The sequence below is a fragment of the Pseudoalteromonas sp. SD03 genome (assembly GCF_040937955.1).
GTDB classification, from domain to species: domain Bacteria; phylum Pseudomonadota; class Gammaproteobacteria; order Enterobacterales; family Alteromonadaceae; genus Pseudoalteromonas; species Pseudoalteromonas tetraodonis.
In genome coordinates, this window is the sequence record NZ_CP162514.1 from 379706 (window position 1) to 396182 (window position 16477).

Consider the following 16477-nt stretch of genomic DNA (forward strand, 5'->3'; position numbering starts at 1 on the left):
TTTTATAATCAAATGCATACATTTAAAAATATGCTTGGTATTACTCACTTGTAATTTTGACAAGATCCGCAGTTTTATATCGTCTTTGCATATGAATACTCGATCTATGAATTAAATTTCTGATAAATGTACTGCGGTTTGAGTGCGAACCTGCATTAGCGCTTGTTATTTCACTAATAAAGCTTCGATCTTCGGCAACCGGGTAGGGTTTTATGCCAATCATACTTAGCCCTACTTCTGTGTGAAATTGCATATCGACATCTACGGGTCTAAAAAATGGTTTTCTTTGCAGTAGTTTTTTAGCCCCACTTAATGAAATGATGTAGCCTTGAGTGCCATTTGGTGCTTTTTTATAATTACCGACTGTTAGATTATTTTCTAATGGGGCACTGTCAATAAATGGAAAATTTCTGTTGTCAGATAATTTTATTAAATCCCAGTTTTTCAATTTAATTGCCGCATCAACAACATCTTTAAGCGAAGCCTCAATGAAAAGGTCATCCTCTAATACAACACAAAAAGGCATGTTTTCATTAACCATTTTTTGCCAAAGGCGCATATGACTTACATAGCAACCAATTTCACCTGCAGATAGATTGCGATTGTAACGTTTTTTATTTTTTTTCGGGCAATACCACTTGAGGGTTTCTTCTTCACTAAGGTTTTTGCCAATGGTCGCTTCAAAACGTTCAGCATTTAAGTGTAGACTGGTAAGTCGCTTTAGGGTTGTTTCCCAACGGTCTTCGCAGCCTTGCATATTGATAATGTAAAAAGGGATTGGCATAATTTTATTTTATTTAGAAACCTCAAAGCAGCTATTTTAGCATTATTATAATTTGTAACCAGTCTAAATTCTGTTTATAAACAGGCTGTAATAATATATAGCTATTTCATTTCCTCAAATTTGGAAAGACGATGAAAAACATGGTCAGTGCACAATGGTTACATGCTCGCTTAGAGCAAGCTAACCTGGTTATTTTTGATGCGGGTATGTTACGTCCCTCAGCTGCGGGGGAGTACTCACCCGTTGCCATGCTTCCTAAAGCACAACGGTTTGATATCAAAAAAGAACTCGCAGATACCTCAAACCCATTGCCTAATACCTTGTGTAGTGCAGAACAATTTACTCAAGTGATGCAAAAAGCGGGAGTGAATCACGATTCACTTGTGGTGATTTATGAAGATGCAGGGTTATTCAGTGCAGCTAGAGCTTGGTGGATGTTTAAAGCCATGGGGTTTGATAACGTAAAAGTCCTCAGTGGCGGTTTAGCCAAGTGGCTTGAACTCGGGCTTCCGATTGAATCAAACTATACACAAGCATCATTAAAAGGCGATTTTATTGCTCAATACCGGCCTGATTACTTTATTAATAAAAAACAGGTGCTAAGTGCTACTGAGGATGCCAATACAGTTATTTTAGATGCACGCGCTTATGAGCGCTTTACCGGCAAAAGTAGTGAGCCAAGAGCCGGAATGCGCAGCGGCCATATTATTAATAGCTATTCGCTACCTTTAACTAGTCTATTAGAAAATGGTGAAGCAAAATCACTCGACTTTATACAGGCAAAGTTTAGTGAATTAGTCGGTAATGCAACCCACTTACAATTTAGCTGTGGCTCTGGTGTTACTGCCTGTGCGCTTGCGCTGTTTGCCGATGAATGCGGCTATAGTAATTTAAGTGTGTACGATGGCTCGTGGAGTGAATGGGGCGCTGATAACTCACTGCCTATTGCTGTGTGTGGCTAATTTAGCTATAAGGGCAATTTTTACAACCATTTTTGCAGCAAGTACCACGCTTTAAAAAATACCACTTACTAAACACCATGTAACTATTTTGCATGGTGTAATCTAACCCTTCAATTAAATTATCATGGCTTCTAAATTGTTTAGCAAAAGCGATTTGAGCTTTTATTGGTTGGGTGTATATAGTCTCTAAATAGCTATTTATTTTAGCAAGAGAACATGATCGGCATAAGCAGCTGGTTGCTGTATCATCGAGTGGTAAAATAGCGGGTAACTGATAACACCAACATGCGGTTATATCATTAACATTACAGTTAAGCGTTGTATTACATTGGCTGCAGTTTATCTGGGTCATTTTAGGTCTTATTAACAGTAGAGCAGCAAGAATAACAAACATTATGAATATACAAAAAGCATTGGCTGAATTTATTACATTTGGGGAGCAAAGAGACGAAGCAATCTCAGTAATAGTGTCAAGCTCTGCGCACAATGCTAAGCCACTTTATAAGTTAACGACACCCGTATTGATTGATGTGCTTAAGCGCTGTGTAAGTAATGAAATAGATCTCGATGATCTCGCGCTTTGGGCCAACGTCATTGAATCAAGAGCAGATATAGATAGCGCTGAGCATGAAGGGGTTATTTATGCGCTGAGCAATAGCGAACAAATGGGCGAGTTTAGCCATACAAAGCTTGAACAATTATTAGCATTATTAAAGGACTAGATTTAGGCTAACTCAACTCTTTTAGATGCGAGCTTACTGCGGTTTTATGTAACGGATAAATAATACTAAGCCGCATTTAAGTTAAATCCGGCTTAGTATTTTCTGACAACTGACAACTGACAACTGACAACTGACAACTGACAACTGACAACTTGTTTACTTATGATAGCTCAAGCAAGTTTCTACTTCGTCTTTAGAGCCTAAAATAACCGCAACACGCTGATGGATGGCATCAGGCTGAATATCCATAATACGCTCAGTGCCTGTTGAAGCAATACCACCTGCTTGCTCTACTAGCATTGCCATTGGGTTTGCTTCATAAAGTAAACGCAGTTTATTAGGCTTATTAGGATCTTTAGTATCAGTTGGGTAAGTAAATAAGCCACCACGGCTAAGTACACGGTGTACATCGCCAACCATTGCAGCAATCCAACGCATATTGAAGTTTTGAGCACGAGGGCCTGTATCTCCCGCAAGTAAATCATTAATGTAGTTTTGCATCGCCGGTTCCCAGTGGCGCTGGTTTGAGGCATTAATTGCAAATTCATTGGTTTTAGCAGGAATAGCGGCAAAATCTTGGGTAAGTAAAAAGCTACCTTGGGTTTTATCTAAGGTAAACATGCGTGTACCTTTACCCGTTGTTAGCGCAAGCATGGTCGATGGCCCATACAGTACGTAACCTGCAGCTACTTGTTGATGCCCAGGTTGCATAAAAATCTTTTCATCAGCAGCATCAGAGCCCACCGGCGCTTTCATAATAGAAAATATAGTGCCTACTAGCGAGTTAATATCGGTGTTTGACGAGCCATCAAGTGGATCAAATGCAACAATGTACTCGGCATCTGGGTTACCGGCAACAGTATAATCTTCTTCTTCAGAGGCGATCGCTTTAACTGTGCCTGACTCCAGCAATATATCTTTTAATAACTGATTAGACAGTACATCGAGTTTCTTTTGTGTTTCGCCTTGAATGTTTTCATCGAGGGTTGAGCCTAATACGCCCGATAATTCACCTTGACCGACGCGAAATGAAATTTCTTTACATGCCGCTAAAATAGTACGAATTAACGACAAAAGTTCTCTTGAACAGCCATCTTCTAGTAATACTGGTGGGAGTCTACGCATTCTTTTTTCCTGATAACGTGTTAAAACTAATCATAATGTGAGAGAGATTAGTTTAGAGCGCTGAAATTCGTCTTAAATAACTGTATTGTATAAATAACCCCCTATAATGGGATACCTACATCGCATTTAAAACGCTAATAACAAAGATAAGATTATGCAAAAAATATCACGATTAAGTTACATACTCTTTACTGTGCTGCTCTGTATGATAACTCAAGCGCACGCAGCAATTAAGTCTATTGACGAATTTACTGAAAAAATGAACCATTTCCCGGGTTATTTTTCTTTCTTTTACGATACGCAAAACGGCAATGTGTATTTAAAGGTTGATAAACTTGAACAACAATTTTTATTACAACACAGCTTACCTTATGGAGTAGGGTCTAACGATATTGGTTTAGATAGAGGCCAATTAGGCGGTACTTATTTGGTACAGTTTGAGCGCTTTGGCAATAAGGTTATGTTGCGCGCTGTAAATACTTACTACCGTGCAAACACAAGTAATCTAGCAGAGCAGCAAAGCGTTAAAGAAGCGTTTGCATCCAGTATTTTGGCGGGTTTTAAAGTTGTCGCGCAAGATGACAATGCTGCATTAATTGATTACACCCCCTATTTACTAAGCGATGTACATGGCGTAAGCCGTACTTTAGCTGCGCGCAAGCAAGGGCAGTTTAGCCTTGATGAGTCACGCAGTGCGGTATTTATGAATCGCTCAAAAGCATTTGTAAAAAATACTGAACTTGAAGCCATTCTCACCTTTAAAGGGTCTAAACCAGGTGAATATGTGCGCCAAGTGAGTGCTGATCCATACGCGCTAACCGTGCATATGCACCATTCATTAATCAAATTGCCTGATGACAATTACACGCCACGTAAATTCAGCCCGCAATCGGGTTATTGGAGTGTGGAGCATAAAAATTATGCAGCAGGGCTCGATGAGTCTATGTATGTGCGTTACATTCCACGCCATAGGTTAATAAAAAAAGATCCGAGTCTGGCTGTAAGTGAACCGGTCGAACCCATTGTGTATTACTTAGACCCTGGCGTACCTGAACCAGTAAAAACGGCTTTATTAGAAGGCGGGCAATGGTGGAATAACGCCTTTAATGCAGCAGGATATAAAAATGCATTTGAAGTTAAAGTGCTACCAGATAATGCTGATCCTATGGATGTGCGCTACAACGTTATTCAATGGGTGCATCGCGCAACTCGTGGTTGGTCTTATGGCAGTTCAATTATAGACCCACGTACAGGCGAAATTATTAAAGGCCATGTCACACTAGGATCGCTACGAGTACGCCAAGATATTTTAATTGCTGAATCACTGGCAGCGCCTTATTTAAAAGGCAATGAAGTAGCAAGTACCTTACATGCAATGGCACTTGATCGTATTCGTCAACTCAGTGCTCACGAAATTGGTCATACACTGGGTATTGCGCACAACTTTGCTGCGTCAGTAAATAATCGTGCTTCGGTGATGGACTATCCGCATCCGTTGTTAAGTTTTGCTGATAATGGTCAGTTAGATGTATCTGATGGTTATGCTAAAGGCATGGGGGCATGGGATACCCAAGTGATCAAATATGGCTACAGCGACTTTACCGGACAAGATGAAAGCGCAGCACTCGCTGCTATTTTACAGCAAAATAAAGCGCAAGGTTTGGCGTTTATTTCTGACAGTGATGCCCGTGCCAAAGGTGGGGCGCACCCTACAGCGCACCTTTGGGATAACGGCAGTAATCCAAGTGAAGAATTACTTAGAGTGCTTGATGTGCGAAAGCAGGCGCTTGGGCAGTTTGGTATTAATAATATAAAAACTGGGGTTGCGCTATCGCAATTGGAAGAAAAGCTAGTACCGCTTTATTTGTTCCACCGTTATCAAGTTGAAGCGGTTGCTAAGCTTATCGCGGGCGTTGATTATGACTATGAGATACGCAGTGATGCACCCGTTAAAGGCGCCCAAGTTGTAACTAAAGAGGCTCAACAACAAGCGGTTAATGCCATTTTAGCGACCCTAAAAGCAAGCAACTTAACGCTTCCAGAGTCGATACTTTCCTTAATCGTGCCTAAAGCGTATGGCGAGTCTAAATCACGAGAAAGTATAGTGGGGCGTACCGGCTTAACCATGGATGCACTTGCATTACCTGAAGTCGCCGCGCAGCATAGCTTATCGCTATTACTTAATGCTCAACGATTAAATCGTCTAGCGCAGCAGCAAGTGCGAGATAACCGCTTTTATGGCTTAGATGAGCTGCTTAAACAATTATATAAGCAGGTGTTTAATGTATCAGCGCCTGCCACTATGACAGGAAAAGTAACGCAACGAGTACAGTACTTAACGGCAAAAACTATGGCTGATCTTGTCGCTAGCCAAACACTAAGTCCAGAGGTGCAAGCGCAACTGCATTTTTACCTAAATAAACTAGCGGATGAGTTTAATCAACACTCTTTACTGAGCCATCCTGAAGTAGGTGACAGCGCATTTAAAGACTATTTAGCGGCGCAAATTAATCAGTTTTTAACAACAGGCCAGTGGCCTGATAACTTTAAAGCGTTACCCATACCACCAGGCTCACCTATTTAATAGTACAAGCCAGAGGATAAAGGCGCTGTATAAACGTTACGTTTCATGGTGCCTTGTTTTTAGGGTGTTACTTTTGCTTGCATAAAGTTGGTTTTTTGTTAATCTAGCCACCCCCTATTTTAGTCTTTTTGAGGTGTTTATGGCGTTTTTATCTCGTTCGATATTGGCGTTATCAATGGCACTTTTAAGCTGCAATGCAATCGCACAAAAGCAATGTGATGTTGAACTTCGTCATGGTTTAATTATTACCGATGATGTGATCCGTATTGTTGATAAAGGCCAAACTAGGGTGCAAATTAACAATAATAATCAACTGTTTATTCGAGGCTACTGGGTCGATTTAAGTACCGACGAAAGTAAAGTGCTAGAACAATTTAGCAATGGTATTCGTCAAACGGTTCCTGAGCTAGTCGATTTAGCGACTGATGGTGTAAACCTGGGACTCAGTGCTATTGAGCATGTTGTTGAGGGCATGTCAGATAAAGAACCCGAAGTGCTAAAAACGCAATTACAATATGTAGAGCGTGCACTTATGGATAAGTTTAAGCGTGGCGACGACTTCTTTTTTATAGCCCCTCAATCGCTTTCCCAAATTGATGATTTTTTTACTAAAGAAATTAGCCAAAAAATACACTCTGCAGTACATGGCTCTTTGGGTGCTATTTTAATGTCGCTCGGGGATGCGTTTAAATCTCGAGAAGGCAATATAGAAGACCGCATGAACGACATGGGGCAACGCATGGATATCATTACCAAAGAAATCGATAAGTCGTTGCAGAAAAAAGCCCACCAATTAGAACTTAAAGCTTCTGAATACTGTGAATGCTTAAATTCTCTAGATATTACTGAGTCTCGTCTGCAAGCGATTGTACCCGGAATGACAGACTTTGATTTAGTACAAATTAAATCGTAAGAGCAGGTTTTAGACGCCAGGTTTCAGAAAGGGCTGCGGTCAGTTTGAAGCTGTTTTCCTAATACCTAAACAGCCTTACAGTTTTATCTCTGCGGCGGTTAGTGGGCGGTATTCACCTGCAGCCAGATCTTCACCTAACTTTATACCCGCAATTTGTTCACGATGTAATTCAACTACCTTGTTATCTACCGCTGCTAGCATACGTTTTACTTGGTGATACTTACCCTCAGAAATAGACAAGCGTAAACCATAATTCCCTAAGCGCTCAGCAATAGCCGGGCGAGTTAAATCTTTTTCATTGTGAAGCTGCACACCGTCGCGTAATTGCTGCAGTGCAGCATCGGTAATCGGCTCTTGAGTTTCAACCAAGTAGGTTTTAAATTTATTCTTTTTAGGCGAGGTAATTTTGTGTGACCAGTCGCCATCGTTAGTAATAAGCACTAGGCCTGTCGTGTCTATGTCTAAACGCCCAGCAACATGGAAATCGCTCAAATTTGGCTCATCGAGTAAGTCAAATACGGTTTTGTGTAACTCATCCGAATTAGCGCACACATAACCTACCGGCTTATTGAGCATAAAGTAGCGTTTACCTAAAAAAACTAATGGCTCGTCATAAAACAGCACGTCATCTTGTTGGCTAACTTGAAAGTCGAATGCAGTGATCACCTCACCATTTACGGTTGCCGCCTGACTTTTTATTGCCGCACGGGCTTTTGAGCGCGGTAATTCTGCTAAATGGCTAATAAATTTATCTAAACGGCAAGGAAATTTCATGTTGTTCACATTTTTAGTCGGCTACAATGGCCGCGAGTATAGCGGATAGTGAAATACCATGACAGAGCCCAGCACAGAAATTTTAAGCCTGTACCACCGCAAAGTTTCATCAGGAGAGCTTGTTTTTGATGCGGCGCAGCACCAAGCCGTGAGTGCGTTACAGTCTTTGAGTGAGCAATTAAATCAGCCAACAAGCTGGTGGCAAAAAGCACGGTTAATCAAAGGGGTATATTTATACGGTCCTGTTGGCCGAGGTAAATCTATGCTAATGGATTTATTTTATAAAAACTTACCCACAGAAAAAAAGCAGCGCCTGCATTTTCATCACTTTATTGAAAAAATTCATGCTCAATTGGCCAAGTTACAAGGGGATAAAAATCCGCTACAAATAATAGCTAAACAGTGGGCCAAAGAGATAAAGGTACTGTGCTTTGATGAGTTTTTTGTTAGTGATATTGGTGATGCCATGATCATGGCTCGGTTATTTAACGCTTTGTTTGAACAAGGCGTGGTACTAGTCGCAACCTCTAACGCAAAACCCGAGCAACTTTATTACAACGGTTTGCAACGCGCGCGATTTTTACCAACTATCGATTTAATAAATGCGCATTGTCATGTAATTAACGTAGCGGGGGAGGAAGACCACCGCTTCAGGTACGGTAGAAGCAGTCGTCATTATTTTATTAACTTGCCCCACGCGGAATTTGAGGCTGGGTTTTTATCCGCATACCCTCAAGCAACGCGTGATAATACAATGACTGTGCATGGTCGAGCACTTCCCTATTTATTAAAAACTAACGATGCACTACTGATTGATTTTATGGCACTGTGCGCAGGTCCTCGCAGCGCCAATGACTATATGTTTTTAGCAGAACAGTTTTCGGTAGTATATATCGCGAATGTGCCAATAATGGGCAAAGAAGCAACCGGTAAGGTTATTGTGCATGGTATAGAAGATAGCTATCAGCGAGAAAAGCAGCAATTGGATGAGCATACGCTCGATGATGAAGCACGGCGTTTTATTGCCTTAGTCGATGAGTTTTACGATTGCCACAAATTACTAGTAATTAATGCCCAGGCCGACATAAACGAGTTATACCAAGGTAAAAAGTTATGTTTTGAATATGCGCGAACCCAGTCACGGATTGTAGAAATGCAAAATTGGTAAGTACAACATTAAAACACCGTATTTAATTTAAATGCGGTGTTTTAATTTTAAGCTGATAACTTAAAGAAGCCTTTATGACTTATATCCATTTGGATTATTTGATTGCCAGCGCCAAGTATCTTGCATCATGACATCAATACCACGCTCTGCTTGCCAACCTAGTTCACTAAGGGCTTTTTCTGGCGCAGCATAACAGGCTGCAATATCACCTGGGCGACGAGGTGACACCGCATAAGGGATTGCTTGGTCGCTAGCCTTAATAAACGCATTGACCATTTGTAATACTGAATAGCCGTTACCTGTACCAAGGTTATAAACAAGCGCACCGGTTTCTGCGGCTATTTTATCAAGTGCTTTTAAATGCCCTAGGGCTAAATCTACAACGTGAATGTAATCACGAACGCCAGTACCATCAACCGTATCATAATCGTCGCCAAATACAGCAAGTTGTTTTAATTTGCCAACCGCAACTTGTGAAATGAAAGGCAATAAATTATTAGGAATACCATTAGGGTCTTCACCAATCAAACCTGACTCATGTGCACCAACAGGATTAAAGTAGCGCAAAATAGCAAACGCGAAGCGCTCATCTGATTTAGCGATATCTTGCAACATCATTTCAACCATTAGTTTAGACGTACCATATGGATTGGTTGTACCGCCAACGGGGAAGTCTTCGCGTATTGGTAAGCTTGCTGGGTCGCCGTATACAGTGGCGGATGAGCTAAATACCAGTTTGAATACACCTGCATCACGCATAGCATCAACCAGTGTTAGTGTACCTTGTACATTATTTTGATAATACTCAATGGGTTTTACGACCGATTCTCCCACGGCTTTTAGGCCAGCAAAATGAATAACACTTTCAATGGTATGCTTGGCAAATACCGAGTCTAAAAAGGGTTTATCTAAAATATCACCTTGATAAAAAGTAATTGCTTTGTCAGTTATTTTTTTCACTCTTTCAAGTGACTCTTCAGAGGAGTTACTTAAGTTATCAATCACGATAACGTCGCTGCCTTGCTGTAAAAGTTCTAAAACGGTGTGTGAGCCAATATAGCCTGCGCCACCGGTTACTAAAATTGCCATGAATGCTCCTTGGAAACCTCTGTTCAATTAAGTTAATTTCACCATAAATACTGAGCTTTTACATGTATTATTTTGTTTGTTTTGCAATCGTAACATCGCAAGCTGTACTTTTGATTACATTTTGTGCAATTTTAATAACACCGCAGTAGAAAGATTAAGTTATAGTTCATATGTAATTGCTAAAGTAAGGTATAGCAATTTGTAAAATATTTAGTTGATTATAATGATCAGCATACTCGTTGGAGAAACGTATGAACTCAGTTAAAAAAATAGCAATGTTGATATTTATTGCACTACCGAGTGTTGTTTGCGCGGGTGAGGCACAAGTGAAATGGCATGACTTTAATGATTATCGCGATGTACGCCCATCAAACCAAACTAAAGGCTCATACCACAAGCAAATTGCCAAAAATATTGATGAGCACTTTGCAAAGCTCAGTGAGCAGCTTCCTAAAAATTATAGTTTAAAAATTGAAGTAACCGATTTAGATTTAGCTGGTGACGTGCGCTATGGCGGTGTTAACGAAATTCGGGTGGTTAAACCCATTCACTTTCCACGGATTGAATTTAACTATGTGCTTAGTAATGAAAGTGGTGTTGTTGCACAAGAAGACAACGTGAGCTTAAAAGATATGGGCTTTATGGATAAAATTAAAATAGGTCGAGACGAAGCATTTTACTATGAAAAACGCTTATTAACAGAGTGGTTTGGTGAGCAAATTTTACCGCGTATCTAGCTAATAATGCAAAGCATCTACTTTGGTAGATGCTTTGCAAAGAAGTCGCTCATTTTTATTTAAAGGTCGCTAACAGCGTTAGTAAATTTTGTAGTTTAATAACCGCTTTTTTTAGTTTTTCTTCATCCAAACCGTCGCTCGATAAGCTTTCTACATCAGCGGCAACGTCTAACACGTAAGGCTTAAAACGTTTAGCTTCGAAACTAAATCCAGCGTCCTCGGCAAATAAGGCTTTAAATTTTCCGTGACCTTGCTGTTGTAACTCATCGAGTTTTTTGTCAGCGTCAAGTGCCTGACGGTAAACAATTTTTAAGTTGGCGTTGAGTTGTTCAATTATAGAATCCATGGTTTTCCTAAAGCTTAGTGCAATGTTGCCGATAAATACTTAAGTGGGTTGGTAAAGTAATTTACCAATTCAGCGACTATAATACGTGTATTACAGTTAAATGTCAGGTGTGAGTTATGAATATATCAGGTGGAAATCTACCTACAATCCCTGGTGCAGGCCAAGGCGCAGAGGTTTTAACTGCTGCTTTATCTAAAAAGCAACAGCAAGCTGATGGCGCCGCTGCACTTGCGCTTATTGAAGGTGCTACACAAACCTCAAGTGCACAAACACCGGCTAAGTCGGTTACTGCAACACTTGGGAATAATGTAAACGTTTATGTTTAAACCAATTTGAGGTCAATAGGGGTTTTACTTTTTTGGCCCCCTATTTCTCTTACTAGTTTAGGCACTAAAAATCCTGGCAGGGCTTCTAAAAGCTCTGCCATTATTTTTATGGCTTGTGCCTCATCTATATCAAAATGACTTGCGCCTTCTACCTTATCCAGTAAGTGTAAGTAATAAGGCATTACGTCTGTATCAAACAAGGCTTCACTTAAGTTTATTTGCGCATCAACTGTATCGTTAACATCTTTTAAAATAACCGCCTGATTTAATAACAGTACATTGGCTTGTTTTAGCATGTTCATGGCGTTTTTAAAGTCACTATCTATTTCGTTAGCATGGTTAATATGATTCACGAATATAACTTTTAGTGGTGACTTTGCTAATCTTTCACATAATTGTTCAGTAATGCGTGCAGGGATCACAACGGGTAAGCGGCTGTGTATGCGCATCCGTTTTATTTGTGGTATTTGCTCAAGCTCATCTAAAAACCAACTAATAGCATCGTCTTTGGCCATTAGTGGATCGCCACCACTTAAAATCACTTCGTTAATATTTTTATCAGCTTGTATATAGCTCAATGCATCAATAAGGCTGCGTTTATTTAACTGGTTTTCTTGATAAGGAAAATGGCGTCTAAAGCAGTAGCGGCAATTTACCGCACAACCAGTTTTAAACATGACTAAAACACGTGATTTATATTTATGTAACAGACCTGGTTGATTGTTATCTTGCTCAAGTAGCGGATCTTTATTAAACCCCGACTTAGTTAAAAATTCTTGATGGCGAGGCATAACTTGCAGCAATAAAGGATCATTTGCATCGCCATGACGAATTTTTTTTATAAAAGGCAATGGCACACGAACAGGAAACAAGCTACGAGCTTTTATGTCGTTTTCATGGACTTGGCTCGATAAACCAACCATTTCTAACAACACTTTTGGGCAGGTAACTACATTTGCTAATTCTTTTTGCCAGTTTTTATGCAAATTTGCTTCATTTCTTTGTATCATTGGCACGTAGATTACTCGAAAAATATAAATAGAGGAAACGATGGCGAATTATAGCACCAACGAGTTCAAGGGCGGCCTAAAAATTATGATGGACGGCGAACCTTGCAGTATCTTAGAAAATGAAATGGTAAAACCGGGTAAAGGCCAAGCGTTTAACCGTGTTCGTATCCGTAAGCTTATCTCTGGCAAGGTACTTGAAAAAACCTTTAAATCGGGTGAATCGGTTGAAGGTGCTGATGTAATGGATACCGATTTAGCGTACCTATATACAGACGGTGAATTTTGGCATTTCATGAACAATGAAACATTTGAACAAATCGCTGCTGACGAAAAAGCACTGGGCGATGCTGGAAAATGGTTAGTTGAAAACGATGTATGTACTATTACATTATGGAACGGCAGCCCAATTGCTGTAACTCCACCAAACTTTGTTGAGCTTGAGATTACTGAAACTGATCCGGGCCTTAAAGGTGATACAGCGGGCACAGGTGGTAAACCAGCAACGCTTAGCACAGGTGCTGTAGTACGTGTTCCATTATTCGTACAAATTGGCGAAGTAATTAAAGTAGACACTCGTAATGGTGAATACGTGAGCCGTGTTAAGTAAGCAGCAACGCGTCTTATTAATTAAATCCCGGCTTAAGCTGGGATTTTTTTTGGAGAAAATATGTCAGCAGATCTTTGGAAGCCGAGTGCCAGCATAGAAATACTTAAGCAACGCGCAGCAATTATGCGCAGCATTCGGGAATTCTTTTATGAGCGTAATGTAATGGAAGTCGAAACACCGAGTTTAAGTGCTGCCAGTGTAACCGATGTGCATTTAGCCAGCTTTAATACTACATTTGTGGGCCCAGGCCATGCTGGTGGGCTACCCCTGTTTTTGCAAACATCTCCAGAGTTTGCGATGAAACGCTTGTTAGCGGCCGGCTCAGGCGCTATTTTTCAGCTTTGTAAGGCATTTCGAAATGAAGAAGCGGGCAGTCATCATAATCCTGAATTTACTATGCTTGAATGGTATCGGCCTGGGTTTGACGAATTTGCTTTAATGGACGAAATAGATGAGCTAATGCAGCTCATTCTTGAGGTTGCGCCTGCAGAGCGCGTTACCTACCAACAGGCATTTGAACGCGCGTTAGGGGTCGATCCATTAACTGTATCTATCACGCAGTTACAACAACTCGCATGCGAACATGGCTTTGCTGATATTGCTAAAAACGAGACTCATAAAGATACCTTGCTGCAATTATTATTTTGTATGAAAGTAGAGCCAACAATAGGACAAGATAAGCCATGTTTTGTGTATCACTTTCCGGCATCACAAGCGGCACTGGCACAAATTTGTGAGCACGATGAGCGAGTAGCAGGGCGCTTTGAGTTGTATTATAAAAATATGGAACTGGCTAACGGCTTTAATGAGCTCACTAATGCTAAAGAACAAGCAAAAAGGTTTAACGAAGACAACACCTATCGTGCTGCTAACGGCTTAAAGCAAGTTCCTATGGATACGCGTTTAATTGCGGCATTGGAACATGGTTTAGAGCAATGTGCGGGGGTTGCATTAGGGATTGATAGACTCGTGATGCTAGCAACCAATAAACAAAAAATAAAAGAAGTGATTGCGTTTGATGTGACCAGAGCTTAAAGCAGCTAATTGCTTTTAGCGGTCAGCTATCAGATAAAAAACACCGCGTTTGCATTAAACGCGGTGTTTTCTATTCTCGAACTGACAACTGGTTCGCTGTATTACAGATTAAGCGTAAACGTAACGCCGGCCACACGTGGCTCACCTAGTTGAATGTAAGTTTGACTTGTATAACCATCTAACGGGTTGTTACCAAATTCAAAACCGCGAGTTGGAACGGTTTCATCAAACACATTACGTGCCCATGCACGAACAGCCCAGTTTTCTGCTTCGTAACCAAGGCTCGCATTTACTAAGTTTGTATTTGGAGCTTGTGCATTATGGCTGTCTGAGAAGTAATAATCGTCTTTTCCTTCAACGCCTAACATTGCATATAGCTCATCAGTAACATTGTAGCGTGCACTAAATGCGTATTGGTATTTAGGCGCTTGTGCTTGCTCGCGGCCATCTTGGTTTAAGCCCGACTTAGTGACAAAGTCGTTTATTTTCGTATCTAAATAGCCAGCGCTACCGCTAATGAGTAAATTATCAGTAAGTAAGTAGCTGCCTTCAATTTCAAGACCGTAGTTGCTGCCAGAGCTGGCATTGGCGACATAACCGGTAAATTGTTGATCTGATACTTGCCACGACTTTAATTGAATATTATCGCGGTGCATATAAAATGCCGCTAAGCGCAGGGTAAACTTGTCATCTAGCGATGAACCTTTAACGCCAAACTCACCACTCCACAAGTATTCTGGATCAAAGCTGGTATGCTGTTTGAAAAAATCAGCATCTAAGCTTAAACCTTCATCTTTTGCTTTTGCTAGCGCTTCTGAATTAATACCACCAGCTTTGTAACCGCGGGTGATACTGGTGTAAATCATGGTACGGTCAATAACTTGGTATTCAAGTGCAATTTTACCACCGAGCATAATATCGTCAGTTTCTTCAATAAAACCGTTACTATCGGTGTAATCTCCTTGATATTGCTCAACTCGTAAACCAGTAATAAGCGTAGTTTTTGGGCCAATTGCTGTGGCTAATTGGCCATAAGCTGCAATGTTATTAGTTTCATAGGTTGAAGCAAACGGGTTGACTAACCACGTATATTGACGCTCTAAATCCACATCACGGTTTTGATAATAAATACCCGCAACCCAGTTACCTGCTTTACCAGTAAATTGCAGATCGAGCGCTTGATCATCACGATCGCGGCTATAAATATCTGTTGAACTATAACCATCAGGATGCAAACCGGCGGCACATAATTGCGGCTTATTAGTATCGTTACACACCCAGTCTTCATCAAAGCTATAAAAAAGTTCTGTATCAATGGCTGAAAGGTTTAAGTTGACATCAAAGGCATCAAAACCAGTGTAAGTATTATTCAGGCCAATAGCATAACTTTGTTGATTATCTTCGCCTGGTTGATCAGCAAGGCTGTTGCGAGAATTATCAAGAGTAAATGCATCGTAGCCGTTATTAATATCAATATAATGCAGGTTAAGTTCTGAATTTAAATGAGCTGTGAGTTGGCTGTTTAATTTAAAGCGTGCAACTTGCTCATCTTGATCTTGAGTGGGTTTATCTAAATAAAGGTTGTCTACGTAGCCGTCAGACTTTCTGCGAAAGTAGCTAACGCGGGCACTGGTGTCATCTGTTAAGCCTGTACTAGCGGCAAGGCCTGCTTCGTGGCTGTTATAAGTGCCAGCACCTAAATGTAATTTTAAGCTAGGATCGCTGGTTGCATTAGCTGATTGCATTTGGATCATGCCCGCCATGCCATCTGCACCAAAACGCGTACCTTGAGGACCACGGTAAATTTCTACTTGGTCAATATCAAACAATAATGAACTACCACCTAAGCCTGAATAATTAATACCGTCAATTACTAAGCCCACAGATGGGTTTATCGGGTCAACAAACTGCGAGCGTAAACCGACACCGCGAATTTGAATATAACGACCGCGAGACGCACCAGCAGCAAAGTTTACATTGGCTGCACTGGCTAACATTTCGTCTAAATACGTTGCACCACGTTGATTCATTTCATTTTCAGAAAATAAGCTGGCACTGGCGCTTAATGTTTGAATGCTTTCTTGCTGAAAGTCACCGGTAACAATGATTTTCTCTAGTTCGGTGTCATCTGCGTTAGCATATATAGGTGCTGCGAGCAGGGGTAATAACGTGGCTGTAATTAAAGACAAACGTAAGTTCATTAGGTTACTTAACTCCATTTTAGGGACTTGTATGGTAGCAATTATTTCAACACTTGTGCTATAAACGCGGCAATTATACGTTAAATAATTTGGA

17 protein-coding genes are annotated in these 16477 nt (G+C 40.6%); 9 read left to right on the top strand and 8 right to left on the bottom strand.

Features of this window, described 5'->3' with window-relative positions; translation table 11 throughout:
- Nucleotides 1-40: 40 nt before the first annotated feature.
- Nucleotides 41-784: a glycosyltransferase family 25 protein gene (locus tag ABZP26_RS01705; protein WP_368485279.1), complete on the bottom strand. Its 744-nt coding sequence runs from the start codon at nucleotides 782-784 to the stop codon at nucleotides 41-43.
- 131 nt (nucleotides 785-915) lie between these two features.
- Between ABZP26_RS01705 and ABZP26_RS01710 the strand changes: the two genes are divergently transcribed.
- On the top strand, nucleotides 916-1746 hold the full coding sequence (locus ABZP26_RS01710) for a sulfurtransferase (RefSeq protein ID WP_368485280.1): 831 nt from the start codon (nucleotides 916-918) through the stop codon (nucleotides 1744-1746).
- A 1-nt stretch (nucleotide 1747) separates the two neighbouring features.
- Here ABZP26_RS01710 and ABZP26_RS01715 read toward each other — a convergent pair whose 3' ends face one another.
- A complete protein-coding gene (locus tag ABZP26_RS01715; protein ID WP_036955954.1) occupies nucleotides 1748-2098 on the bottom strand; it encodes a cysteine-rich CWC family protein in 351 nt (116 codons plus the stop codon).
- Nucleotides 2099-2141: 43 nt separating this feature from the next.
- Here ABZP26_RS01715 and ABZP26_RS01720 point away from each other — a divergent pair, with 43 nt between their 5' ends.
- On the top strand, nucleotides 2142-2468 hold the full coding sequence (locus tag ABZP26_RS01720) for a hypothetical protein (protein WP_036955823.1): 327 nt from the start codon (nucleotides 2142-2144) through the stop codon (nucleotides 2466-2468).
- Nucleotides 2469-2624: 156 nt separating this feature from the next.
- On the opposite strand, the gene ABZP26_RS01725 is transcribed toward ABZP26_RS01720, so the two are convergent.
- Nucleotides 2625-3593: a class 1 fructose-bisphosphatase gene (locus ABZP26_RS01725; RefSeq protein WP_008115459.1), complete on the bottom strand. Its 969-nt coding sequence runs from the start codon at nucleotides 3591-3593 to the stop codon at nucleotides 2625-2627.
- Nucleotides 3594-3747: 154 nt separating this feature from the next.
- On the opposite strand from ABZP26_RS01725, the gene ABZP26_RS01730 reads away from it, so the two are divergent.
- Nucleotides 3748-6177, top strand: a complete 2430-nt coding sequence (locus tag ABZP26_RS01730; RefSeq protein ID WP_368485281.1) for a zinc-dependent metalloprotease — start codon at nucleotides 3748-3750, stop codon at nucleotides 6175-6177.
- Nucleotides 6178-6316: 139 nt separating this feature from the next.
- Complete coding sequence (locus ABZP26_RS01735; RefSeq protein ID WP_008115461.1) at nucleotides 6317-7090, top strand: YggN family protein; 774 nt, start codon at nucleotides 6317-6319, stop codon at nucleotides 7088-7090.
- Between the two features lie 75 nt (nucleotides 7091-7165).
- Here ABZP26_RS01735 and rsuA read toward each other — a convergent pair whose 3' ends face one another.
- The gene (gene rsuA / locus ABZP26_RS01740) at nucleotides 7166-7864 is read right to left on the bottom strand and encodes a 16S rRNA pseudouridine(516) synthase RsuA (protein ID WP_013463946.1); all 699 of its coding nucleotides are present in this window, start codon (nucleotides 7862-7864) and stop codon (nucleotides 7166-7168) included.
- A 58-nt stretch (nucleotides 7865-7922) separates the two neighbouring features.
- Here rsuA and zapE point away from each other — a divergent pair, with 58 nt between their 5' ends.
- Nucleotides 7923-9032 (top strand): cell division protein ZapE, encoded by a 1110-nt coding sequence (zapE, locus tag ABZP26_RS01745; protein WP_013463947.1) that lies wholly within the window; start codon nucleotides 7923-7925, stop codon nucleotides 9030-9032.
- Nucleotides 9033-9104: 72 nt separating this feature from the next.
- Here zapE and galE read toward each other — a convergent pair whose 3' ends face one another.
- On the bottom strand, nucleotides 9105-10121 hold the full coding sequence (gene galE, locus ABZP26_RS01750; protein WP_013463948.1) for a UDP-glucose 4-epimerase GalE: 1017 nt from the start codon (nucleotides 10119-10121) through the stop codon (nucleotides 9105-9107).
- A 251-nt stretch (nucleotides 10122-10372) separates the two neighbouring features.
- Between galE and ABZP26_RS01755 the strand changes: the two genes are divergently transcribed.
- Nucleotides 10373-10858 (top strand): DUF3016 domain-containing protein, encoded by a 486-nt coding sequence (locus ABZP26_RS01755; RefSeq protein ID WP_013463949.1) that lies wholly within the window; start codon nucleotides 10373-10375, stop codon nucleotides 10856-10858.
- Between the two features lie 55 nt (nucleotides 10859-10913).
- Here the strand turns inward: ABZP26_RS01755 and ABZP26_RS01760 are convergent, their stop codons facing one another.
- A complete protein-coding gene (locus ABZP26_RS01760) occupies nucleotides 10914-11204 on the bottom strand; it encodes a hypothetical protein (RefSeq protein WP_013463950.1) in 291 nt (96 codons plus the stop codon).
- A gap of 116 nt (nucleotides 11205-11320) precedes the next feature.
- On the opposite strand from ABZP26_RS01760, the gene ABZP26_RS01765 reads away from it, so the two are divergent.
- Nucleotides 11321-11530, top strand: coding sequence for a hypothetical protein (locus tag ABZP26_RS01765; protein WP_013463951.1), 210 nt, complete (start codon nucleotides 11321-11323; stop codon nucleotides 11528-11530).
- On the opposite strand, the gene epmB is transcribed toward ABZP26_RS01765, so the two are convergent.
- Complete coding sequence (gene epmB / locus ABZP26_RS01770) at nucleotides 11527-12540, bottom strand: EF-P beta-lysylation protein EpmB (RefSeq protein WP_041695590.1); 1014 nt, start codon at nucleotides 12538-12540, stop codon at nucleotides 11527-11529. The two genes, ABZP26_RS01765 and epmB, sit on opposite strands and share 4 nt — an antisense overlap.
- Before the next feature lie 40 nt (nucleotides 12541-12580).
- Here epmB and efp point away from each other — a divergent pair, with 40 nt between their 5' ends.
- Nucleotides 12581-13147: an elongation factor P gene (gene efp, locus ABZP26_RS01775; protein ID WP_010390517.1), complete on the top strand. Its 567-nt coding sequence runs from the start codon at nucleotides 12581-12583 to the stop codon at nucleotides 13145-13147.
- A gap of 60 nt (nucleotides 13148-13207) precedes the next feature.
- The gene (gene epmA, locus ABZP26_RS01780; protein ID WP_013463953.1) at nucleotides 13208-14182 is read left to right on the top strand and encodes an elongation factor P--(R)-beta-lysine ligase; all 975 of its coding nucleotides are present in this window, start codon (nucleotides 13208-13210) and stop codon (nucleotides 14180-14182) included.
- A gap of 101 nt (nucleotides 14183-14283) precedes the next feature.
- Here the strand turns inward: epmA and ABZP26_RS01785 are convergent, their stop codons facing one another.
- On the bottom strand, nucleotides 14284-16383 hold the full coding sequence (locus ABZP26_RS01785; RefSeq protein WP_368485282.1) for a TonB-dependent receptor: 2100 nt from the start codon (nucleotides 16381-16383) through the stop codon (nucleotides 14284-14286).
- Between the last annotated feature and the right edge of the window lie 94 nt (nucleotides 16384-16477).